Source organism: Rickettsia tillamookensis (assembly GCF_016743795.2).
GTDB lineage: Bacteria > Pseudomonadota > Alphaproteobacteria > Rickettsiales > Rickettsiaceae > Rickettsia > Rickettsia tillamookensis.
The window spans coordinates 854,601-878,834 of the sequence record NZ_CP060138.2; the positions used below are offsets into that span (position 1 = coordinate 854,601).

Here is a 24,234-nt window from a genome sequence, read left to right on the forward strand (position 1 = left end):
TTATGCACGATTCTTAGGAGAGTTACAATTGCTGCTTATGGCTTTGCATTTATTGGGTGTCAGAAGAGATTAACATTAAACAATATTACTATTTTCACCCTTCTCATCCTGCACGTAAAAATCATTTTTTTTATTCAATATATCATCACGGTTTTTGTATAGATATTCAATAAACAAAATAGAGTCCTTTAAAGCTAGTTGCACGGCTACATTGTCCTTATCATCTCTTTCTATAGGACCTACAAGTTCTTTAACCTTATTAAATGTTTTTTCTATATTAGCTCGAAATTTCGAAGAATAAGAATTTGATATATGTATTTCTTGCATTTTTTTGGGATTTATTATTTCGTTTTTACGTTCTTGGGTTTTATTAATAGCTATTTTCTTTAAGTTATCGTCTAAATCTTCCATTCCGATTGTATTGCGAATAATATCGTTTATACTAATTACTTTATTTTCCTCTTTTCTCTCACGCCTTGCTTCTACTATACTGCAAGCCAAATTTTTTAACTCATCTATTAAGAGATTTTTCATTATTAAATCTAGACTTTTCGATAATATTTTTATTATACCCTCTTTCTCATTAATATTATTTTTAAATATTTTAGTTTCAGCAATACAGCAAGCATTTATGATATTTTTTATATTCCAATAAAATGTATTACAGTAATCGTATAATAATGGGTTTTCTTGTGCTAAACTTTCAACTTCTCTAAAGATTTCTGCTTTTTGTATTGTTCCACTATCTTTTAGTGTTTTATCGTGGCTATCTATCTTAATTTCATGGGCATCTAATCTTTTATTTGCTCCAGCATCTAGTAATTTAAAATTACTGGTTTCCAACCTTATTTTCGCATCTTGAATTATTTCGGTTGCAAACTTAAGCTTACTACTATGTTTAAATATCCGCTTTTCTTCTTCAAGCTTAAGCTTTTCATTCTTAATAAAGCAGTTAAATTGTTCTTGGGATTCTAATTCGTTAAATAGTTGCCCTCTTAGTTCTTTGTTAATTTCTGCTGGATAAATGGTTGCTATTTTCTTTAAATTATCCTCACCAAATTTATATATTAGATGTTCACCGAAAATACTTCTTTTTTCTAAGAACATTACGAACTTATCTTTATTATCACCTGCATAAGATAAAAGATATTTTTCAGTAGAAAGTTTGGTGTTGTCATTTGCAATACTACTTACGTAATTAATATCACTTGCCGCTATTTTAAGAGCTAAACCTTTATTCAGGAATAAAGGTTTATGCGTTTTATACTGCTCTACTAGCGGATCATCTGTTTCCGCAAGTAATTTAGTTGCAAACTCTTCTAAACTTACTATTTTGCTTGCTGAATTATCGGTTGTAAATATTTCATAACTTCTATCTTCGAATATTATCTGACCTTCTATTCCCGATTCTTTACTAACCGATACCGTAAAAGTAAAATTATATTTCTTTATACAATTTAAAATAAACCTACTCTCGTACTCATTTATAACACCGCTTTTTAATATGCTTTTACATATTTCTTTTAAAAATATTCGTGTTTCACTTATATTCGGTAGTTCGTTAAAACTCTCAGTAAACCATTCTATCACTTCAGGGTTTTTACTTTTTTCGTACTCTTGAGTAAGGTGGTGGGTTATTTTGTGTAGGGTGGTTTGGGCTTCTAGGTATAGTTCTTTGTAATGGTCTTTTGTTTTAGTTAAATCAATTATTGTTAATAATTCATTAATTGGCTTATAACTAGCTTTATTAAGTGGTATTACATTCACTACTTCAATTAAGCTTATAGCAGCTGCATAATTAATATCATCTTTATGATCTATAATTCTATTTTTTATGAAAGCAAAGGCTTTTTGAGTTAAATTTGATTTTATTTTTACTATCTTTGCAATACTCCTAGTGGCCTCATACTCAACGTTATAAGTGTTATGAGTTGCAATTATCTCTCTCAAAAAAGTAAAGACTTGCTGGGCTAAACTTGGTGCTCCCTTTACTACCAATGCTATATTTCTAATAAATTCAGACCTGATATTATATCCGGTATCAGGATTTGTAATTACTAATTTCAAGAAAACAAATGCTTCTTCGGCTAAACTTGACGTCTTTCTTACTATTTCTATTATGCTTCTAGTAACTGTGGGCTTAATATACTGGTTAGTTTTAGGATTTATAATCACTATTTTTAAAAAAGTAAATGCTTCTTGGGTAGGCATTACTTTTGCTATTTCCGCTATACTTCTAGTCGTTTCAAATTTGACATCGCTGTTAGCTTTAGGATTTGTAAATAGCTCTTTCAAGAAAGTAAATGCTTCTGGTACCAAGCTTGGCATCATTATTACTATTTTCGATATGTTTTGAGCAGCTATGGATTGGGTATATGGATCAATTTTAGAATTTGTAATTACCCCTTTCAAGAAAGTAAATGCTTCTAAGGCTAAATTTGGGTTTATTTTTACCATCATCGCTATACTTTCAATAGCACTAGGCTTAATATCATAGTCATTGTCAGGATTTATATTTATAATTATCACTTTCAAAAAAGTAAACGCTTTTTGTGCCAAACTTGATGCCGCTCTTGTTATTTCAACCATACTTTCAATAGCTCTAGCCTTAATCTCATATTCATTACCGGAATTCGTAATTATTACTTTTAAGAAAATAAATGCTTCTTGGACTAAATCTAACTTTACATTTGCTATCTTTGCTATGCCTTTAGTAGCTTCAGACTTGCCCTCATAGTTAATTTTAGGATTCGTAATTATTCCTTTCAAGAAAGTAAATGCTTCCGAAGCTAAATTTGGGCTTGTTTCTACTATCTCTACTATGCCTTCAGTAGCTACAGATTTAAGATTATTTCCAGCATTAGGATTCATAATTTCCTCTCTCAAGAAAATAAATGCTTCTCGTGCTAAACTTGGTGTCAATTTTATTATCTCAGGCAAATTATTAGCGATTACATGCTTAACCGCACTATTAGGATTTACAAGTAGCTCTTTTAAAATAATAATTGCTTCTTGAGTAGGTATTGTTTTTACTGCCCAAAACAAGCCAGAGGCAGCTGCAAACTTAAGCTCATAGTTAGGTTTTATAAGTAGCTTTTTTGAGATAGTAATTGCTTTTTGAGTAGGCATTACTATTAATATTTTAACCAAACTACTAGTAATTAAAGTTTCATTTAAGAATTTATTATTTAGTTTGTGTACTTGATTTAATACTTCCTCGCCCAAATCAGGTACAATAGTTATTATTTTGGCTAATATTATTTTTATATATTTATTTAATATCTCTTTATTTAATAACGGTACTATTTTTTTTAAACTTTCTCGTACTACTTTTTCATCTATTGTCTCATCTAATATTTGTGCTAATTTTTGTAATACTAACTCCTTTAATTGCTTATTTTTAATTTTTAACAAGCCGATTAATCTTGTATAAACTTTAGTTTTACTACCCCATTCATTTCTATTTGCTAAGCCTGTGATTATTTCTGTAGATGTTTTAAATTCTTGAAATACAGCTTCTTTATTTTGTAATTTTTCATTTACTGTTTTAATTATTTTTTCCGATAAATAGCCGCTGTCTATTATATGTTGTTCCCAAATTGTAATATCTTTTAGTACAATATCATCTATTAAATTTTGGATTTGTGTTAGATTTGGTATCCTGTTGTCAAATTTCCCATTAATTTTGCTTTGAGCTAACAAGTGCATTAATAATATAATCTTTCTTTCAATTCCTAGCTCTAATATTCCGTTAACGTTACATGTTATGGCTTCCCAAAATATTTCTATTAACTCTTGATTATCATCATTATTTACTATTCCGGCTAAAAACTTTAAAGTCATTAGATATTTGGGGTCGTTTCGATGCTCACCTATAAAAGCTGCTTTTTCGTTTTTAGTATGATTATCTAATAATTGATTTTTTAAACGGAGTGCGGCTAAAAATTCTTGAAATGTTAAATGAATAAATTGATAATTTATTCCTTCTCTTTTTAATAATCCTTGTTCTATAACTTCATCTATATCTAATGTATCTCTCTTATCTTCTACTAATTTCCTTTCAACTAATTTACCTGTTGCAACGAGTGACTCATAGGCTATCTGCTCTAAAAATCTCATTATGTTTTTTAAGTGATTATTAGCTTCTGTTTTATTCTTATATTTATGCTGGGTTTTTGCTAGATGCCTATTATTAAGCCAACTTACTACTTCATGATATAGTTGACTTATATTAAAATCTTCATCACTGTTTTTTTGAAATTTATCCCTTATATCTTTATCGCTCCAAACCAAACATATTAATGCAGTATTGATAGGAACTACGCATATTTCTTTTATTTGGCTATGAGTATCCAAAAAGCTTTTTAATTGCACTCCTAACTCTTTATCATACTCAAAATTTTTATTTACATATTGCTCTATTCCCTCACTATCCCAGCCTGTATTTTCTACTTTCCGCTCAAACCTGTTACTCATTTCTTCTACAACCGCATTAGGTCTAGAAGTCATTATTACGTTTTTATATTCTAATATTTTATCTATTAACTTTTTAAATTCATCTCGAATATTTAAATGTGCTACTTCGTCATACCCGTCAAGTAATAACAATATCTTATCTTTATTTTGGATATCCATTATTTCTTTAACGCTTAACGTACTTTCACTACCGCCTAAACAATAATGGATAAAACAATTAAGCTTACTTTGAGATAAATTATTAATATCAAAATACCCACTATAACCGTCTTTCCAACTTTCATTTAACAATTCCTTTAACTTAACTCTAAATACGTACTCAAATTTATTATTCCATAAATTTCCTTTTCCCCATTTATAAGATAGATAATGCATTAACGTGGTTTTACCTATTCCTGCACTACCGAGTAATAATACTTTACCTATATCTGATTGAATTCTGCTTATTGATTCAGCTATATTTTTTATTTCCGATTCACTTTTATTAGGTAGATTCCTGCGAAGTATATCAAACTTTTTTTTCTCATTTTTTTCTTCGTTTAGTAATTCAACTATATTATCAATCTCATCATACTTATTAGGTAGCTCTTTCTTAAGCAGCTCCCTTATCTTTTTTCCCGTATTTATAGCTTTAAAAATTTTCTCTATTTCTACCGGTTTCTTTTCTCCGACAACTTTATCGCGTAATGCTGCTTTATCTGCTTCATCGCTTTCACTCAGTAATATCTGTAATTTTACATAATATTCCTCTAACGATTGAGCTTTGATTTTCTCATCTTCTATTAGCTTTGGTAAAGTATTGTGAGAGCTATATAAGGTTCTTAACTTGTCAGTTAATGATTTTGAAGTAGAAAGCTTCATATTTTTACTTAATGGTAGAAAATATATTTGTATTAGAAAACCTAATTAGATTAAAACAATTATAGGTATGAGTTTAAGAATTTAAATTTGTTTAAGCAATTTAAAATTGATTAACCAAAATAATTTATTTTTTTATTTATTGCAACTAATAATTATCAAGTTGCAATAATTATTATGGGATTAGAGCTAAGTAAAATTTTACGAAGAAAATAATTTTAATTAGGGGTAGTATTAAAGTTCAATATTATATATAAGTTTGTTGATAAAAAATGATTTATTTACTAATATCTATATTTCCATAAATAATATTAGTTTTATATGCTACTGCTACTTCCTGAAATAACTTTGACTTTAATAGCACTTTTAGGGCAGTTTTTTGCCGTAATGATCCCAAATAAAAATAGAATTATTTCTAATATCATTATTTTATTATGTATATTATCAATTTTTCTTACCTTTAAGTACTCAAGCTATGAAGGAGTATGGTACTCATTTGCTACCGGAATAAATATCGGTATTAGTAAAAGCATAGTACTGCTATTCACTATTATATCCATGATTATATACCGTGATTACTCTATTCTTGTTGCTGAGGAATTAAAATTTGAATTTATCACTTTAATATTATTATCGGTCGTAGGTATTTTTGTTGCAATTTCATCACGGAATTTTCTATTATTATTCTGTGGTATGGAGCTTACTGCTTTAACTTCATATGCACTTGCAGGATTCAAATTAAATGATATTAAATCATCGGAAGGTGCTTTAAAATACTTTATCTTAGGTAGTTTAGTTAGTTGTTTATCATTATTCGGGATTTCTTTTATATACGGATTCGGCGGAAGCCTACAATTTGAGGATATCTTATATAAACTAAATGATAATTCTGGGATGAATCTTGGTTTAATAATCGGTATTGTATTATTTTTAAGTAGTATTTTCTTTAAACTCTCAAGCGTTCCACTCCATTTTTGGGTTCCTGACGTATATGAAGGATCACCGATTAGTTCGGTTACTTATTTCACCGCTGCCTCAAAAATAGGTATGGTTATTGTTTTATTAAATATTAGCAAATTAATTATAGGTAATTACTATCCTATTAATTATAATTTAATAAAGATAATTGCTATATTATCTATGCTGTTTGGAGCTTTTGGAGCTATTCGTCAAACTTCTCTAAAAAGATTAATGGCTTATAGTACTATTTTAAATATCGGTTATGTATTAATTGGCGTTCTTCTGCATAATCAAGAAGGGTATAAAGCAGCTTTACTATATATTCTAATATATGCGGTAGGAAGTATAGGATTTTTTACTTGCTTAATCATGCTAATCGGTAAAGACGCCGATAAAGCTAGTTTTAAAACTATACAAGGAATTGCAGAGAACCATAAAACTATAGCTGCCGTAATTAGCATAGTTATGTTCTCGATGATCGGAATTCCTCCTCTCACAGGATTTTTTGGTAAATATTACCTTTTTTACCAAGCAATTAATCAAGAAGAATTCGTATTAGCTTATTGTGGTATTTTTACCAGCGTAGTTGCTGCTTTTTATTATCTTAAAGTAGTAAAAGCCATGTATTTTTCTAAAAAGATTGAGATAATTAAGCTTCCTATGCAATATGGGCTTTTACTGATTAATTACTTAGTTGTAGGCTTCTTGTTGCTCGGTTCATTTATTATCTCGTTTTAGCCGGTGTAGACTTTTTATTAACAACATTAGACGAAGTAATTTTTGTAGGCTTCATAACCTTTTCTTTTAGATTCTTTATATGTTTTAGATCTTCTTCATCTAATTTTAATAAATCTTGGTCTTTCTGTTTAGCTTTTCTAACCAAACCTAATTGACTTGGAGTAACACTAACAATATCATCCGTTCCGACTTCTTTCTTAAATTTTTCTAGAGCGTCTACATATTCTCTATTTGTATCTATATTTGTCTTTACAGATTTTTGTTTTGGTTCTTTCTTTATTTTATCAGAAGAATCAGCTAAATTTCTTTCATCTTTAATATCTTCATTTAAACTTTTTATTGTCTTTATTAAATGTTTTTTCGCACTATCCCTAATACCGAGTATTTCTAAAATTCTTGCAAAACTAGTAGTAATTTTATTTCTTAATTTAAGTTTTTGTCCTCCTTTTTTTCTTTCTTCATAATTAAGAATTTTCTCAAAATAATCAGGATAATCTTTCATTAATGTTTTTAATCCTTGCTCTTTCACTTCGTAATAAGGAAAACTATATTTTTTAGAAATTAAACTATTTACTTTAATTTCTAAGCCGTATTCCTTTAAGGATTCTTGCCTTTTTTTCATTGTATCTATTAAACTAGCCTTAATTTCTTCAGGCGTTATTTCTTTAGACTTTTTATTATTAAATTTCTTTGGCATTGCTTGTTTTGCAAATTCTGCAATTGCTTCATTACTATAATATTTAGTTAATTCATCAAAACTTTTATCAATGGTTTTGCTTAAATCAATTTTAGAAGCTGCAAGTAAGCTATCGGCAAAATTAGGATTTTTTGTTCTTAAATTAGAAGGGAATTCTCTAAAATGATTAGTGGAACCGAATCCAGGCAAATGTTTGGCTCTTGAATGCGGGTAGATATTATTTGTTAAATTATCAAAACTACCGGCAAAATCAATTCTTACTAATTTAGGTAAAGTTTTTGGATTTTTTTGATCTCTGATAACTCCTATATTTCCAACATGTATATCAAAATCGCCGATCAATAAACTTGCCGGCATAATGTTTTCAAAGTTCTGATACTTAATTTCCTTAAAAGCATTTTCTAAGGTTCTAAATAATTTATTTCTAGCTCCCATAAAAAGCGGTCTACCACCGTCCTTTCTAAACCAAGAACTCGGTTTAGTTTTAGCAGACATATGTTTATCCATGTCCACATACATATCACTACTATAATTCTCAAAAAATTCAGATTTGACATATATTTGTGAATCAACGGCTTTAGATTTATTAAAATCATCAGGAGCAATTAAATTAACCTTTGCTCCATTTCCGGGACTTATAGCTTCAAAAATTTGGGATCCTAAAAACTCGGCTATATTTTTTGAGCTTGAAGCCTCTTTTTTTATCATCGCCGTAATTTTACCGTCTGAGCTTTGATATACGCCGCCATGCTCTCCTGCTTCATTAGCTCCGCCTCCTTTAGGCTTTAAAAAATTCCAACCTTTAAATACTGATTTTTTATCTTTAGTCATTTTTTTCTCTCCATAATACAAAATTTGGATTTAAGTATATTTAATTCCAATTAAATAAAATATATATTATATATACGAAGATCAACTTCAAAAAGAGCAAGGAATCCACAAGACGAGGAGCGGAGCGTATACTTAATAAGTGAGCACCGCAGTACTTGTAGGATGACGTAGCCAATTTTTGAAGTTCATCGAGTATTATTTAATATTTCAGCTACTTCAAGAGCAGCATAGGTAAATATACCTGTTGCACCGGCACGTTTAAAACTAATTAATGACTCCATCAAAGCTTTCTCCCAATCAATTGCCCCTGCTTCTGCTGCAAATTTTAACATTGCATATTCTCCACTAACCTGATATGCAAAAATTTTAGCATTAAAATTATTTGCCGCTTCACGAATAACATCCAAAAACATCATACCGGGCTTCACCATAACCATATCGGCTCCCTCTGCTATATCATGCTCAATCTCAAGCATTGCTTCCTTAATATTACGTACATCCATTTGATAGCTTGATTTATCTAAATAATTCTTTTTATTACTCTTAACAGCATCACGAAACGGACCGTAAAAGCTTGAAGCATATTTAGCGGCATAAGCAAGAATTCCAACATTTATAAACCCCTCTTTGTCAAGATATTCCCTTATAGCCCCGATTCTTCCATCCATCATATCGGAAGGTGCAACAATATCTACTCCGGCTTTTGCTAGCACTAATGCTTGATTACATAAAGCTCTTACCGATCTATCATTATCAACTTCCCCATGATGCACAATACCATCATGACCGCTTGTAGTATAAGGATCAAGTGCTACATCGCATATTATACCAATATCGATATTAGCGTTTTTAATGCTTCTAATAGTTCTACATATTAAATTATCTAAATTATAAGCTTCATCGGCATTTTCACTTTTTAGACTTTGATCAATACTAGGAAATAATGCAATAGCATTAATACCTAGCTCTGCTGCTTTTTTTGCCGTCTCTACTATTTGATCTATAGAGTAGCGATATATACCGGGCATAGTTTTAATTTCTTGTCTTTCATTATGTCCTTCAACAACAAATAAAGGCAACACTAAATCATTAACCGATAAGCTACTTTCGGCTATTAATTCTCTAAGCCAAAAAGCTTTTCTATTTCTTCTAAGTCTAATAAGGGGGTACATAAAATTCACATCTCATTTTAGTTAATAACTTGGATTCTAATATATAAAATATATAACCTAATTATCTTATAGTAAAAATATTGCATTACAAAAAGAAATTTTGCTTGCAATTTATAAAAAATTTAAGCAAACTAACGAAAATAAAAATATGGTTTAATTATGTAAATAAATATAGGAGCTTAATATGGCAGAAGATAATATTCCAAAATCAGTAAAAGATAGAATAAAAGAGTGGGAAAACAAAACAAATATGTCAGATACCCCACCAAAAAATACAAAACCGGCTGTTCCTCCAAAACCTACTCCTGAGAAAATAAAGGAATGGAACGAGACACATAAAAAAGAGACTGACTTAACTACACATTCCCAAGCACTTGATATATTTGTTGATAATCCATCTCCACAAGTGGAAACCCAAAAGCCTATTATTTTTTCAAAACCCGCTCCGGAACAAACAAAAGTATCGGAAGAAACACCTAAAAAACAATCTAATTTAAGCATACAAGAAAAAATAGAGAAATTTTTTAAAGATCATAATATTGATACCAAAGATGCTTTTATTCCGGAATTTAGCCGCTATATAGAATTAAGCAATTCTATGGCAGGAAAGCGTCTTGACGTTACTGTTAAAGCTTATGAACAATCATTAGGTCGACTAATAAATCAAGTAGGAGTACCTCAAAAAGAGTTTGTTTCTTTTATAGAAGATGATCTAATAAAGAATCATCCGCACAAAGATAAATTTGAGAAAATCAATCAACATTATAAATTACCTGAGCCACCTAAATTACCTGATATAATTGATAATCTTAGAGAATTAGTAAACAATGATGATATAATAGGTCATTTAAAACAAAGTAGAAAACACATTGAATTTAAAGAAAAAGTAAATAACCTTATTCAAATTTATGATGATAATAAACATAATCCAGCTGCTATAACTAAAGTTGAAGCAAAACTGAAAGAGGTAGGTAAATGGTGTGAAGAAACTACAAAAATGGATAATAATCCTATTTGGAAAAATATTGGTAATTTTATAAAATATTCATTTACCGGAGATAAAGCTAAAGCTGCTTTTTATAAAGATGCTATAAAAAATTCTACTCAAAATACTAAAAAAGCTATAGCAGAAATACAAAAATCTCTTACTAATCCTTCCCCTCATTCATCTAATGTACCACCATCGAAGAATAAAGGAGAAAGATATAGAAGCTAATAAAAACTTTTAGGATCAATATCTATTTTTAGATGGCAAAAAGAAGGAATTTTTATAAGGCTTAGCCAAAATTTTAAATATTTCTGCAAATTAAATTTCTTATCGGCTATAATAAGTATCCGGTAACGATATTTACCGGCGAGCTTTGACATTAATGAGCTTGCCGGTCCTAAAATTTTCACGTTTGCTTTTGGTGCAATTCGGACCATAGCTCTAGCAATCTCTAAAATTTTAGACTCATTGGAACCTGATAAAATTATCGATGCTGTTTTAGAAAATGGCGGCATATCTGCTGATTTTCTTATTTCAAGTTCATTTGCAAAAAAACTATCTTCATCGCCGGCTTTAACATAACTAAAAATTATATTATCAGGATAATAGCTTTGTAAATATACTACACCTTTACCATCACCCCTACCCGCTCTACCGCCTACTTGATGCAGTAGCTGAAAAGTTCGCTCAGATGCTCTAAGATCGGCATTATTACTACCAAGGTCAGCATCTATTACTCCAACTAAAGTAAGATTCGGAAAATGATAGCCTTTCGTTATCATTTGCGTTCCTATTAATATATCAATTTCTAGATTTTCCATTTGATGTAGAAGCTGTGCTATTTTTTCAGGGTTTTTAGCATGATCTTTACTTATCACCGCAATTTTATTCTCAGGAAAGAGTGCTTTCGCTTCTTCCTCTATTCTTTCTATACCTGGACCACAGATAGTTAATGTTTCATCCTCTAGACATTCAGGACAAGAACTAAAAATTTTACTTTGATAACCGCAATGATGACATTCAAGTTTTTTAGTCGCTTTATGTACTACCATCCAAGAAGAGCAGAATTTACAGGTAAATCTGTGACCGCAAGCTTTACATAGCATGAGCGGAGCATAACCACGCCTATTAAGAAATAATAATACTTGCTTTTTATTATCTAAATTATCTTTGATAGCTTCTATAAGAAGCTTGGATAAATAGGAATTCTTAGCTAGCTTTTCTTTAGTCATGTCGATTATTTCTATATTTGGCAAATCGACATCTTTATATCTATTAACCAATGTAACCAGTTGATATTTACCTGTTTCTATATTATATATCGTTTCAATAGACGGTGTTGCCGAACACAAAACGATTTGTGCTTTATCAAATTTACCTCTTACGATGGTCGTATCCCGAGCATTATATAATATACCGTCATCTTGTTTATAGGAATCGTCATGCTCCTCATCTATAACTATTAAACCAAGATTTTTAAAAGGTAAAAACAAACTACTTCTAGCCCCAATTACTACTTTAACTTTATCGCTTAATATACCTCTTAAAATCATTTTCTTTTGAGCTTTGGTAACGCTTGAGTTCCATATGATAGGCTCAAAACCGAATCGCTCTATAAAACGATTAATAATTTGTGTACTTAAAGCAATTTCAGGCAGCATAATAAGCACTTGTTTACCTTTTACTAAGTAATCTGCTATTAGATGAAAATATATTTCTGTTTTACCTGATCCCGTAACACCTTTAATAAGTGTTGGCTTATTACTTTCATTCAAAATTGTTACTGCTTGTTTCTGCTCTTCCGACAAATCAGGTAGCACAAAGCTATTATTTACTTTCTGCTCTTTAACTTTAATCGGTTTTTCAGCAATATCTATAGGTAATACTAACTTGGCTATACTCCCAAGTTCTGACATATAGTAGCTACTCATCCATTTAATTAATTCTAAAACTTCTGAAGTAATACTTAAATCTAGCGGTACTTTTTCTTTTACGGTTTTTAGTCTCGATGCTTCAGGAATAGTAGCAAACTCCCATACTATGCCGGTTAATTCTTTACTTCTAAAAGGCACGATGACAAGATCGCCGATATTTAAAACTAAACTTTCAGGGATTAAATAATCTAGAGGGAATAATTTTGCTGCCGGTAATAATATTTTTGCTATTCGCATATATAATGTATTTTATAATTTTTTTTTTATTATATACTAAACTGATAAATTATAGAAACCTAGATGAATAAAGATAAAAAAATTATTATAGCAATTTCCGGAGCATCAGGTGCTATATACGGTATTCGTTTGCTTGAAGTACTAAAAGAACAAAATATCGAAACTCATTTAGTTATTTCAGAGGGAGCAGCTCTTACTATAAAGCTTGAAACTAAATATTCTATAGATGAAGTTAAGCTACTTACAAATTATTATTATGACGATAAAGATTTAGGTGCTACTATTTCAAGCGGCTCTTTTAAAACTTCAGGCATGATAATAGCCCCTTGTAGTATGAAAACCTTAGCAAGTATCGCTCACTCAATGGAAGATAGTTTAATTAGTAGAGCGGCAGGTGTTGTACTTAAAGATAGACGAAAACTTATTTTAATGATCCGTGAAACGCCTTTGCATATTGGACATTTAGAAAATATGTTAAAAGTAGCGAATTACGGCGGTATCATAGCACCGCCCGTACCGGCTTTTTATAATAACCCTAAAGCAATAGATGATATAGTAAATCATTCTATTACTAGAGTTTTAGATTTTTTCGATATTGAAACTAATTTAATTAAACGCTGGGGGAGTGTTTAATTAAAAATTGGTTACTAAAAATAATAATAGTACTATTATTATTTTTAGTATAATATATAGTTATATATTATTTTATGGTTATGGTATATATATGATAAATAGTGCTAAAATAACTAAAGGCGGTAAAATTTCTCTTCCAGCCTCATATCGGAAACAATTACATTTAAAAGAAGGTGATAAAGTAATATTTACTCTCAAAGAAAATGAAGTAGTAATTTCTCCATTAAGTTTTATGTTAAAGAAATCTCGTAATATTATTAATAAATATTATTCACCCGAAGAAAGTTTAGTAGATAAACTAATTGCTGAACGCAAACAGGAAGCAAAAAATGAATAATGTAATATTTGATGCTTCCACTCTCTTAGCTCTAATTAAAAACGAAACTGTTAATCTAGAATTAGAAAAATTCTTAGGAAATATATACATGTCTTCTGTTAATGTTTCCGAAGTAGCAGGAATTTTGTTAAAATCTGAAATGTCACTTCACGAATGTAAAAATGCTATAGAACCGTTGATTAATTCCGTTATTAACTTCGATCAAGAACAATCTTTTCTTGCTGCCTCGATTAAAAAGCAAACCAATCACTTAGGCTTATCACTTGGAGATCGAGCTTGTATTACACTTGGTTTAACTACTGGCTATCCTATATATACTGCTGATAAAGCATGGGCTAATGTGCAATTAAATTGTAAAATTATACTTATTCGTTAATTACTATAAATAAACAACAATGGCACGTAATAAAATAAATAATGACAAAAACATAGCTGCTAACGAAGAAGCAGATATTCCTATACCAAGGGTTTTACCTTCAAATATTCAAGCAGAGCAAATGCTAATTGGGGCGATTTTAACCAACAACGAATTACTAAATTACGTATCGGAATTTTTACGTGATGAACATTTTTTTGAGCCTATTCATCAAAAAATCTATAACGCAATTGAAAAAATTACCGAAAAAGGTTTGATAGCTACACCTATTACTTTACGTAGTATGTTAACTCAAGATGAACTATTTCAAGAAATAGAAGGAGCGGAATATTTAGCAAAATTGATAACTATGTCAATGATGGTAATAAATCCGATTGATTACGGTAAAATAATATATGATTTAGCAATAAAGCGTAATTTAATAAATATCGGTGAAGAAGTAGTAAATAATGCCTATAATTCTTCATTAGAAGTTGAAGCAAAGGAACAGATTGAACATGCCGAAGCTAAACTTTACGATTTAGCTAGCGAAGGCTTAAATGAAAAAAGTTTTACCAAAATCGGTATATCTATTTCAGAATCCCTTGCTAGCATCAATAGAGCTATGAAAAATAACGATCACGTAATCGGTATATCTACCGGTTTGCTTGATCTAGATAATAAATTATTCGGCTTTCATAATTCCGATCTTATAATTCTTGCAGGACGTCCATCGATGGGTAAAACAGCATTTGCTATAAACCTTGCACTTAACGCCTGTAATAATATGCGTCTTAAAAATATTAGGGATAATCAAGAAGTTCAGTCGGTAGGTTTTTTCTCTTTAGAAATGTCCTCAGAACAGCTAACCACACGTCTACTTTCAATGTGTGCAGAAATTGATTCTACCTCTCTTCGTACGGGGATTCTAGGTGAAGAAAAATATAACCGTCTTCGCAAAGAAGCAAATACTTTATCGGAATTACAGTTTTTTATCGATGATACCCCTGCTCTATCTATTTCCGCTATAAGAACAAGAGCTAGAAGAATGAAACGCAAGCATAATCTCGGTATATTATTTATCGATTATTTACAATTAATTAGAGGAGTAAGTAAATCTGAAAATAGAGTTAGCGAGATTTCAGAAATAACCCAAGGTTTAAAGGCAATAGCAAAAGAGTTAAATATTCCGGTTATTGCGTTATCTCAGCTTTCGAGAGCGGTAGAACTACGTGAGGATAAAAAACCTATGCTATCCGACCTTAGAGAATCAGGAACTATAGAACAGGATGCTGATATAGTAATGTTTATTTACCGTGAAGAATATTATTTAACAAGAAAAGAACCGGCAGCAGGCGATGCTAAACATGCCGAATGGTTAGATAAGCTCAATAAAGTATATAATATTGCCGATATAATTGTTGCAAAACATCGTAACGGACCGGTTGGAAATGTTCCGCTTTATTATGATAGTCAATTTTCTAAATTTGGTAATTTGGAGAAAAGAACTTTTAATTCTGTTTAATTATAAGCACTATCGTGATCTGTAAATATTGCCAGTAACACAAGATAGTTTCCATCTCTATAAGCAGTACCACGATATTTTTGAGAAAATCTAAATGAATAAATATTATTATCTTTTGAAGTTATTTTAGAAGTAATCAACTCCCATTTTATACCTTTATCCTTATATAATTGATCCCAACTTAATTGTTTGATTTTTTTTAAAGCAGAAAGTAATGCATGTTGTTCTATCTTTTCTAAACTAAATAACTGTTCTTGAAAAGCAGGGTAGTTCATATCTAATAATATTTTAGTCATGCTTTATAGACTCTAATATTTCATCAAAATTTTCACGTCGTTTATTTTTTTCTACCCATTTTATTGCTTTATCAAGCACCTCATTATTATTGTTCTTATAAAGCCACATCTCATTATCAGGAATAAACTTACCAGGCTTTATTATTATAGTACCATCACTTAAGGTTAAAACTTGTATCTGTTTTCCTGCGTATTTTTTTCCTAATGAGATTTGCCCGTTATTTCCCACCTGTTTAATTGTTTCTATATTATTTCCTATTATCATAATATTTATATTTACAAAATTCCTATTTTTCAATATTACAATATTTGTATTTATAAAGCAATAATAAATAGCTTTATTATTATTTAGCTAATATGTTAACAAGTTCATAGCCCATTATAAGCATTCCGACAATTACGCATATAATAATTAGATATTGTTTTTGCAATTCAGGATAATAAAAATTCTTTATCTTTGCTTTATATAACAGATAAACCGGTAATAAAATTGCAATTATTACAAGAATCATACCGGCAAACCCTAAAATTGTAATAAAAGCATTAGGTACTACTACTGCTACAATATAAGCCGGTAATATAGTAACAATAGAAGCAGTCATATTACGAATTACTACATTCGGTATCGAATTCATAAACATAGTTTTAAGGGAATCACATAGCCCTACTCCTACTCCGAGTATTGAGGTAGCGATAGCAAGAGTTGAAATTATCCAAACTAATAATTGCACGGACTGCCATTTTGCTATATTACTTAATTCCTTAATTAAATCTCCGACTTCTACATTGCTTGTGATCATTTGTTGGTAAAATGTTGGATTACTATGATTTACTACAATAAGAATACTACAAGTCCAAATTATATATACTATGGCAGGAATTAAGCTTCCAAACAAAAACGCCGTCTTTAGCATTTTAGCATTTTTGTTACAATAATTAGTTAAGGTATGGAAGATTACTTGGAAACCAAATGAAGTAAAAACTACCGGAGTTACTACGCCCCATATAGATATTTCTTTATAATTTGGTGAGAATAAAGGTAAATTATCCCACTGAATCATGGAAACAAGTCCAATAACTAAAATTGCAATTATTATAAGTAACCCGATAAATAGCACTCGATTTATATAATCTACTAACTTTAGAGGTAATAATAATATTAGAATGCTAATAATAACATACCATGCTCCTATATAAGTTATACTTGTATCTAAAGCTAATAACTTCTGTAATATTGAAGAACCTCCATATATAAATACTGCAAGTAAAGCATATGAAAGGAGCTTAAGGCTTACCGTACCAATGATTTGAGCAGTATGTCCTGAAAAATATTTTCCAAGTGTCCCAAGTGTTAAGCCTTTACCAGCTTGAAGATTAAGCTCTAGATTAATTAAAGAAGTATAATACATTATAAACCAAATTATAAACATCAATATTATACTAGGTATTATACCTAATTTTGCTAATACCATCGGCAGTGCTATCATACCGCTACCTATACAAGTACCTGAAATTAACAGGATTGAACCAATAAGTTTTTGCATAATTTAATGAAAGTTAGGTTGAAGAAAAAAGTATGTAATTTTTGCTAAAAAGAAAATCAGCTAAAAAAAGAAGATAAGATTTTAAAGAAAAAAGTTTTGATAAGTAAAATTAACATTCGTATAATTTTGTTAAATCATATGTAACGATGTAGTATAATTATATTAATAATTTATGTCAAATTATTAATATTGCTTTTTAGAGGTATTTTTATATATTCTTATTAGACATCTTCCCAAACCACTGTCATCCCGTGGCTTGACCACGGGATCCAGTTAAAAATACTAAAATTATTAGTATTTTTTATTGTTTTTATGGACCTAGTTAGCAAGCCACGGGGTGACAGAGTAGGTTTTACCGGTCCACGCAACAATGCCATGCGAGTCTAGGCTCGACGTATAAATCACCTCAGAAGCTGGTTTGGAAAGATGTCTATGAAATTTACTATATTTAAAAATGCAGAGATTAGCCAAAATAATTAGTAATGCAGGAATATGTTCTAGGCGTGATGCTGAAAAGCTGATACTCGAAGGGCAAGTAAAAGTAGACGGCATTACAATTTTATCACCGGCTACAAATGTTGATATTAGTAATCAAATTGAAGTATCAGGCATATTAATCAATCAATCGCAAAAACCAAGGCTTTGGATTTATTACAAGCCTGTCGGTTTAATTACCACTCATAAAGACCCTTTATCTCGTAAAACGGTGTTTGAACAACTAACCGGTTTACCTCGTGTTATTTCAATAGGTAGACTGGATTTAAATAGCGAAGGTTTGTTATTACTAACTAATAGCGGTGACTTAGCTCGTCAGTTTGAGCTACCCTCAAATAGGTTAAAGCGAGTATATCATGTTAGGGCATATGGGAAGTCTGATATTCTACTAAAAAGCGATTATAAAAATTTAGAAATTGACGGGATATTTTATAATCCTCATTCGATAAAGTTACTTAAGCAAAATAAGAGTAATTCTTGGTTTGAAGTAGTTTTATTTGAAGGAAAAAATCGGGAAATTAGAAGAATATTCGAGTATTTTGGACTAAAAGTTAACAAATTAATTAGGATTCAATATGGTAGTTTTACAATAGATAATCTAAAACCCGGAGCTTATAAAGAAATAAATAATAAAATACTGGAAAAATAATTAGTAATGTGTTATTATTAACGCATTTTATAATCATATAGAAAACATATGACAAATCTTAATATATATAAATGTGAAGAAAAAGACTTAAACGATTATCTTGGTTATATAAAAGATAACCCTAGTGTCTCATTAAATGATTTTATCAAAAATAAATATTTCGCTGAAGATAATGATAAAATTATTATTACTAGCTTAGAAAATATGGAAATTAACGCAGATTTAGTCAATGCTAATTTCCAAGGTACAATATTAACAGATGCCGTATTTAATAATTGTGACTTAACAAATACCATATTATGTGATTCAGATTTAACAAATGTAAAATTTAATGATTGTACATTTATCGGTACCGACTTTAGAGGAGCAAATCTTCATTACACAGACTTTAATTATAAAGATTATGATTATGATAACTATAAAATCCCCAATCTAAAAGATAAAATACGAGATATAAAACTATCTTTTTCAGATCTTGAAAGATTAAATAAATATATAGATAAGGATTTAGAAAAAGAACGCATTAAAGAAGTAGTTATAGATGAAACTACAAATAAAAAGAAATATATTTTAGCTACGGAAGACGAAGAAACTTTACATACAGTTAAATCAAAAGAGCTAAAGACTAAGCAAGAAGAGTTAGAAACTCTAAAGCAAAACCTAGATAATCCTGGGATTGCTACCAATCTTTTAAATGCTTTTTGGAATAGTGCAGAAACTATTGCTCAAAACCGACAAAATGAACTAGCAAGAATCAATAAGTTACAGCATGAAGTAAATAAATTAGAAACTGAAATATATGCTTTAGATAATCTTAGAATGTTCTGCGGTAACGGTCTTGCAGATATTTTTGAGCAGCTAAAAAATGAAGAAATACAAATAAAACTAGACCCATCATATATTATAGGTTCGACTGCCAAAGAGCGTGATATACCGAAAGAATATATAAAATTAACTTCTGCCGAATTTGATCTATATTTAGCTGAAGCAGCAAAACAATCTGACACAAAATTATCTCTTACCGATTTTGTTAGAAAACAAAAAAATCTTTCAAAAGATACACATATAATCCCTGATCTTTCAGAAATTAATTTATCAGGTAAAACCCTTACTAATCTTAACCTGAAGAATACATTATTTGCTTCAGCTAATTTAGAAAATATTAAAATTTCGGATTGTAATTTAGATTTTACTAATTTTGAAGGAGCTAATTTACAAAATGCCGTTTTTCAAAATGTTACGGCTCGTAACGCAGGATTTCTTTTTGCTGATCTTAAAAATAGCAAAATTGAAAATAGCGATATGTCGAGAGCTTACATGCCTAAAGTAGATTTATCTGAAGCAGAGGTAACAAATAGCAAATTTAATGCTGTTATGATGGTTAATGCCGATGCCGAAAAGTTAATTATTAAAGATTCAGAATGGAAAAATTCTAATCTTACCGGTATATCACTTGCTTATGCAGATATGCAAAGAGTTCAAATGCAGGGAGTAGTTTTAAATAATGCACTTCTAGATCAAGCAAATATCGTTTCTACTGATCTTGAAAATGCTTTTATGAATAATGCACGTGCGTTAGAAGCAAAATTCAAAGAGCAATGTAACATGCAAGGCATAACTGCAAGGAATGCCTATTTTAGCGATGCTGAATTTGAAAATATACTATCTTTAAAAGAAGCTGACTTAAGAGAAGCTATAATGCAGCGTGTTAAACTTAAGAACGCTGATTTAACAAAAGCAAACCTTGATAAAGCAAATCTTGAATATGCCGATCTTACAAACGCTACGCTTACTAATGCAACCGCACAATTTGCTAAGTTAAGTAATGCTACTTTAGAAAAAGCAGAAGCTGAAGGATTAAATATTTCTGATGCTATTGCTAAAAATATTAATGCTAAGGAAGCTAACTTTAAAAATGCAATTATGCAGCGTGCCGATCTTACTAAAGCCGATTTCACTAAAGCGGTGCTTGAAAATGCCGATATGCAAGCAGTAGAAGCAGCCGAGGCTATATTTAAAGAAGCAAATCTAAAACAAGCAAATCTAAAAGCAGCAAATCTAGCTGGAATTAATAAAGAAGGAGCAGATTTTGATAAAGCAAAAATCAACGATGCTACAAAGATGCATGATACTAAAGGTGAGGCTAAAGGGAATTTAGATCATCAAGATAAAGACGGTAAAAAAACATCTGTCAATGTTAACGAACATGCTAAATTACAAGATAAAATTCATGCAAGAGAAAAAAGCGGTTGGTTTCTGAAAACCGGAGTAGGACAGCTTTGTACAAAAATTGCTAAAACTACTACATCAGGAATTAGCAGCGTAACAAATTTTTTAGCAAGTAAGAAATTTTTAGTAGGGCTTGCCGTAGTAGCGGGTCTTGCAGTAGCAGCTGCACCTTTTGTAGCGATGCCTGTATTATTGGTCACCGGCACGGCCCTTGCTACTAAAGCTGTTATTCTAGGAGCAGGTATTTTAGCCGGAGGTCTAGTCGCTACCGGAACTTATAAACTTACTCAAAAACCTTTACGCAATCTTCAGAAATCATTTGAAAATTTGACTAGCAGTATAGATAAATATATCTCACCGCCTCCTGAAAATATTGATGAATTAGTAACAGAAAAACAACAAGCAAGACAAAAAGCTGAAACAGAAAAATCTAAAGAAAGGGAAGAAAATTTAAATAATGTAAATAATAATATTGATAAAGCTAAAGAACAAGATATTTTAAAACAAGCACAAAATAATTTAAACCAAGAAACACCAAAAGTAGAAATAAAAGAAAAGAAAGATAAAACTGTAGAAAAACAACAAACAGAGCCTGGTAAATTTGCAGCAAAATTTAAGCCTAACACTAAAGGCAAAGGATTTGTCGAAAAAATAAAAGACAAAAAAAAAACCAAATTCAACAAAAGAAGCATATAACTAAATAAGTGTTAAAAATAATATCCGGTAAATATAGAAACCAAATTATACCTACCGCTAAAAATATCAAATATCGACCTTCCACCGGTAAGCTCAAAGAGGCAATATTTAGTATATTAACCTCCGGTGAGTTTACCGGTAATAAATTATTTAACGAAACTACTCACATTCTCGATTTATTTGCCGGTAGCGGTAGCCTTGCTTTTGAAAGCCTATCAAGAGGAGCAGGTTTTGCTACCTTAATTGATATTGATACATCCTCATTAAAAATAGCAGAAGGATTTGCTAAATCTCTAAACATTGAAAATAATGTTAATTTGGTTAATATTAATGCTTTAAATCTACCGAAAGCTGCCAGACATCTTTTTAAACCAGCTTATAGAGAGGAATTTAAAGGAGACACGGAACGCAGCACCACAGCGTACACAAGCGTACGTGAGGATTCGAGTACCGGATCGACGTCTAAATTACCTCTAGAAGCGAAGTTTGGGAAGATGTCTAATGAATCATTTGATCTTGTATTTATAGACCCTCCTTATCATAAGGATATAGTGCCTAAAGTAATGAAATTGCTGATAAAAAATAACTGGCTTAGAGACGGTACTATCATAGTTATTGAGATGGCTAAACTAGATGATTATGTTTTAGATGAAAATATTGAAATTTTACGTGAAAAACTATATGGTAAGAGTAAGCTATTGGTTTTAAGATATTCCCTTGCAAAATGAAAGTTTGGTAGACGAAGATCAACTTCAAAAAGAGCAAGGAGTTCACAAGACGAGGAACGGAGCGTATACTTAATACGTGAGTACCGCAGTACTTGTAGAACGACGTAGCCAATTTTTGAAGTTCATCGAGTATACAATGACCAAAGACAAAAAGCATTATATCTGTTCTAACTGTGGAAATACTAGTCCTAAATGGTCGGGGCAGTGCTTTGACTGCGGTGTATGGGGTAGTATTGTCGAAGAGATAGTAAGTACAAATAAAGCAATTGTTAAAACAGGTAGCAAACAAGATTTCGATAAGCTTTCAGGTCACGTAGCCGAACAGTTACGCATCCCTACCCCTATAGGTGAATTAAATAGAGTACTAGGCGGCGGTTTAGTGCTTGGTTCTGCTATATTAATAGGAGGAGACCCTGGCATAGGCAAATCTACTTTGTTATTACAACTAGCAGCAAGTAACTTTGCATCAAAGATGAATTGCTTATATATAACGGGCGAAGAATCATTAGACCAAATAAAATTAAGGGCCATAAGGTTAAATCTAACTAACTATAATACCGATATTTTAGCAGCCACTAATTTGGAAGATATTATTGCGAGTATAGAAGCTAATAAAAATAATATTGATTTAGTAGTGATTGATTCTATTCAAACAATTACCACAAAAGAATTATCCTCGCCTCCAGGCACTGTTTCGCAAATTCGTACATGTGCGAATGAGCTTGTCAATTATGCTAAGCAAAATAATATAATTATTTTATTAAGCTGTCACGTAACTAAAGACGGTCAGCTAGCAGGTCCTAAGATACTTGAGCATCTAGTTGATACGGTGTTATATTTTGAGGGAGATCATAATAATCATTTCCGTATTTTACGCTCATATAAAAATCGTTTTGGCGGTGTGGGTGAAATAGGAGTATTTGAGATGAGCGGCAGCGGGCTTATTGAAGTAACAAATCCGTCTGAACTATTTTTAATGAAGCGAGAGCAGAACGTTATAGGTACATCTATTTTTGCAGGAATTGAAGGTTCAAGACCGTTACTTATGGAAGTACAAGCCCTTATAGTACCTTCAAATATGGTAACTCCTAGACGCTCTGCGGTGGGCTGGGATGCTAACAGGCTATCAATGATACTTGCCGTACTTAGTAGTAGGATAGGACTTAACCTTGCTAATTATGAGGTATATTTAAGCATCGCTGGAGGGCTTAAAATTGCCGATCCTGCTTCTGATTTAGCAGTAGCAGCGAGCTTAATATCTGCTGCAACCGGCAAAGCTGTACCCGAACATAGCGTCTTTTTCGGTGAAATAAGCTTATCGGGTGAAATAAGAAAAACCGCAAAAGCAGAAACAAGAATAAAAGAAGCCGTAAAACTTGGATTTAATAAGATTATCTGCTCTAAACTTGAAAATTTAAACTATGATTTTATATCTTCCGTCTCACATTTAAAGGATTTAAAAGAGATAATTAAATGAGTATAGTTTATGAAATAAGAAACTTGGAAGAAACACGTAATTTTTTATCTAATGTAGAAGAGCAGATAATATTAACAAATCCTGCCTCTAGCATAAAATATTACGGTATGCTAGTAATTGATTATATGTTTAAAACTTTAAGTAAAGAATTTCCAAAAAAAGTTTTAGAGCTTACTGTAAATGTAGGAGAGAATCACGCCGCTTTATTTACTGCAATCAAACTAGGCTATAAGAATATAGTATATACAGGGGATTCGAAGGAGGCTAGAAGGGTGTTGGGCGGTTTTGATGTCATTCCTGCGAAAGCAGGAATCCAGTAAAACCTATAAAAACTTGTTTTTATAGGTTTGTTTTATCAAGTATTATTTGTTTATTTTGG

The 24,234-nt window shown here is 30.8% G+C and carries 15 protein-coding genes and 3 pseudogenes; 11 read left to right on the top strand and 7 right to left on the bottom strand.

What is annotated here, in order from left to right:
- Positions 1-75: 75 nt before the first annotated feature.
- Positions 76-5,337, bottom strand: a complete 5,262-nt coding sequence (locus H6P87_RS04225) for an NACHT domain-containing protein (protein ID WP_246437740.1) — start codon at positions 5,335-5,337, stop codon at positions 76-78.
- Positions 5,338-5,655: 318 nt separating this feature from the next.
- Between H6P87_RS04225 and nuoN the strand changes: the two genes are divergently transcribed.
- Positions 5,656-7,032 (top strand): NADH-quinone oxidoreductase subunit NuoN, encoded by a 1,377-nt coding sequence (nuoN, locus tag H6P87_RS04230; RefSeq protein ID WP_202068462.1) that lies wholly within the window; start codon positions 5,656-5,658, stop codon positions 7,030-7,032.
- Here nuoN and H6P87_RS04235 read toward each other — a convergent pair.
- Positions 7,019-8,560 carry a hypothetical protein gene (locus H6P87_RS04235; protein WP_202068464.1) on the bottom strand — a complete coding sequence of 514 codons (1,542 nt, stop codon included), beginning with the start codon at positions 8,558-8,560 and terminating at the stop codon, positions 7,019-7,021. The genes nuoN and H6P87_RS04235 overlap by 14 nt on opposite strands.
- 185 nt (positions 8,561-8,745) lie before the next feature.
- The gene (gene hemB, locus H6P87_RS04240; RefSeq protein ID WP_202068475.1) at positions 8,746-9,732 is read right to left on the bottom strand and encodes a porphobilinogen synthase; all 987 of its coding nucleotides are present in this window, start codon (positions 9,730-9,732) and stop codon (positions 8,746-8,748) included.
- A 184-nt stretch (positions 9,733-9,916) separates the two neighbouring features.
- On the opposite strand from hemB, the gene H6P87_RS04245 reads away from it, so the two are divergent.
- A complete protein-coding gene (locus H6P87_RS04245; RefSeq protein WP_202068478.1) occupies positions 9,917-10,948 on the top strand; it encodes a hypothetical protein in 1,032 nt (343 codons plus the stop codon).
- Here the strand turns inward: H6P87_RS04245 and H6P87_RS04250 are convergent.
- A complete protein-coding gene (locus tag H6P87_RS04250; protein WP_202068483.1) occupies positions 10,945-12,891 on the bottom strand; it encodes a primosomal protein N' in 1,947 nt (648 codons plus the stop codon). The genes H6P87_RS04245 and H6P87_RS04250 overlap by 4 nt on opposite strands.
- 63 nt (positions 12,892-12,954) lie before the next feature.
- On the opposite strand from H6P87_RS04250, the gene H6P87_RS04255 reads away from it, so the two are divergent.
- The 4 genes and pseudogenes from H6P87_RS04255 (at position 12,955) to H6P87_RS04270 (ending at position 15,741) form a co-directional block, all read left to right on the top strand.
- Positions 12,955-13,524: a UbiX family flavin prenyltransferase gene (locus H6P87_RS04255; protein WP_202068485.1), complete on the top strand. Its 570-nt coding sequence runs from the start codon at positions 12,955-12,957 to the stop codon at positions 13,522-13,524.
- Between the two features lie 91 nt (positions 13,525-13,615).
- Positions 13,616-13,705: pseudogene (locus H6P87_RS07350) on the top strand (AbrB/MazE/SpoVT family DNA-binding domain-containing protein); the annotation flags it as partial.
- 148 nt (positions 13,706-13,853) lie between these two features.
- A complete protein-coding gene (locus tag H6P87_RS04265; protein WP_202068487.1) occupies positions 13,854-14,237 on the top strand; it encodes a type II toxin-antitoxin system VapC family toxin in 384 nt (127 codons plus the stop codon).
- Between the two features lie 19 nt (positions 14,238-14,256).
- Positions 14,257-15,741 carry a replicative DNA helicase gene (locus H6P87_RS04270; protein ID WP_202068488.1) on the top strand — a complete coding sequence of 495 codons (1,485 nt, stop codon included), beginning with the start codon at positions 14,257-14,259 and terminating at the stop codon, positions 15,739-15,741.
- Here the strand turns inward: H6P87_RS04270 and H6P87_RS04275 are convergent.
- From H6P87_RS04275 to H6P87_RS04285, 3 genes and pseudogenes are all read right to left on the bottom strand, one after another.
- Positions 15,738-16,037 (bottom strand): hypothetical protein, encoded by a 300-nt coding sequence (locus tag H6P87_RS04275; protein ID WP_202068494.1) that lies wholly within the window; start codon positions 16,035-16,037, stop codon positions 15,738-15,740. The genes H6P87_RS04270 and H6P87_RS04275 overlap by 4 nt on opposite strands.
- Complete coding sequence (locus tag H6P87_RS04280; RefSeq protein WP_202068495.1) at positions 16,030-16,302, bottom strand: hypothetical protein; 273 nt, start codon at positions 16,300-16,302, stop codon at positions 16,030-16,032. The genes H6P87_RS04275 and H6P87_RS04280 overlap by 8 nt, the downstream gene beginning before the upstream one ends.
- A gap of 181 nt (positions 16,303-16,483) precedes the next feature.
- Positions 16,484-17,581: pseudogene (locus H6P87_RS04285) on the bottom strand (amino acid permease); the annotation flags it as partial.
- 454 nt (positions 17,582-18,035) lie between these two features.
- Between H6P87_RS04285 and H6P87_RS04290 the strand changes: the two are divergent.
- The 5 genes and pseudogenes from H6P87_RS04290 to H6P87_RS04310 all read left to right on the top strand — a co-directional run bounded on the left by H6P87_RS04290 (position 18,036) and on the right by H6P87_RS04310 (position 24,175).
- Positions 18,036-18,725, top strand: a complete 690-nt coding sequence (locus H6P87_RS04290; RefSeq protein WP_202068500.1) for a pseudouridine synthase — start codon at positions 18,036-18,038, stop codon at positions 18,723-18,725.
- 48 nt (positions 18,726-18,773) lie between these two features.
- Positions 18,774-21,654: pseudogene (locus H6P87_RS04295) on the top strand (pentapeptide repeat-containing protein).
- 4 nt (positions 21,655-21,658) lie between these two features.
- Positions 21,659-22,378 carry an RsmD family RNA methyltransferase gene (locus tag H6P87_RS04300; protein WP_202068508.1) on the top strand — a complete coding sequence of 240 codons (720 nt, stop codon included), beginning with the start codon at positions 21,659-21,661 and terminating at the stop codon, positions 22,376-22,378.
- A 136-nt stretch (positions 22,379-22,514) separates the two neighbouring features.
- The gene (gene radA, locus H6P87_RS04305) at positions 22,515-23,855 is read left to right on the top strand and encodes a DNA repair protein RadA (RefSeq protein WP_202068510.1); all 1,341 of its coding nucleotides are present in this window, start codon (positions 22,515-22,517) and stop codon (positions 23,853-23,855) included.
- A complete protein-coding gene (locus H6P87_RS04310; protein WP_202068512.1) occupies positions 23,852-24,175 on the top strand; it encodes a hypothetical protein in 324 nt (107 codons plus the stop codon). Before radA ends, H6P87_RS04310 begins: the two co-directional genes overlap by 4 nt.
- The last annotated feature ends 59 nt before the right edge of the window (positions 24,176-24,234 follow it).

What these genes read in the sequence shown, in the direction of transcription:
- hemB (WP_202068475.1), bottom strand. Translation starts at nt 9,732, where the DNA reads ATGTACCCCCTTATTAGACTTAGAAGAAATAGAAAAGCTTTTTGGCTT.
- H6P87_RS04270 (WP_202068488.1), top strand. Translation starts at nt 14,257, where the DNA reads ATGGCACGTAATAAAATAAATAATGACAAAAACATAGCTGCTAACGAA.
- H6P87_RS04310 (WP_202068512.1), top strand. Translation starts at nt 23,852, where the DNA reads ATGAGTATAGTTTATGAAATAAGAAACTTGGAAGAAACACGTAATTTT.
- H6P87_RS04280 (WP_202068495.1), bottom strand. Translation starts at nt 16,302, where the DNA reads ATGATAATAGGAAATAATATAGAAACAATTAAACAGGTGGGAAATAAC.
- H6P87_RS04255 (WP_202068485.1), top strand. Translation starts at nt 12,955, where the DNA reads ATGAATAAAGATAAAAAAATTATTATAGCAATTTCCGGAGCATCAGGT.
- H6P87_RS04275 (WP_202068494.1), bottom strand. Translation starts at nt 16,037, where the DNA reads ATGACTAAAATATTATTAGATATGAACTACCCTGCTTTTCAAGAACAG.
- H6P87_RS04290 (WP_202068500.1), top strand. Translation starts at nt 18,036, where the DNA reads ATGCAGAGATTAGCCAAAATAATTAGTAATGCAGGAATATGTTCTAGG.
- H6P87_RS04235 (WP_202068464.1), bottom strand. Translation starts at nt 8,560, where the DNA reads ATGACTAAAGATAAAAAATCAGTATTTAAAGGTTGGAATTTTTTAAAG.
- H6P87_RS04250 (WP_202068483.1), bottom strand. Translation starts at nt 12,891, where the DNA reads ATGCGAATAGCAAAAATATTATTACCGGCAGCAAAATTATTCCCTCTA.
- H6P87_RS04265 (WP_202068487.1), top strand. Translation starts at nt 13,854, where the DNA reads ATGAATAATGTAATATTTGATGCTTCCACTCTCTTAGCTCTAATTAAA.
- H6P87_RS04225 (WP_246437740.1), bottom strand. Translation starts at nt 5,337, where the DNA reads ATGAAGCTTTCTACTTCAAAATCATTAACTGACAAGTTAAGAACCTTA.
- nuoN (WP_202068462.1), top strand. Translation starts at nt 5,656, where the DNA reads ATGCTACTGCTACTTCCTGAAATAACTTTGACTTTAATAGCACTTTTA.
- H6P87_RS04245 (WP_202068478.1), top strand. Translation starts at nt 9,917, where the DNA reads ATGGCAGAAGATAATATTCCAAAATCAGTAAAAGATAGAATAAAAGAG.
- radA (WP_202068510.1), top strand. Translation starts at nt 22,515, where the DNA reads ATGACCAAAGACAAAAAGCATTATATCTGTTCTAACTGTGGAAATACT.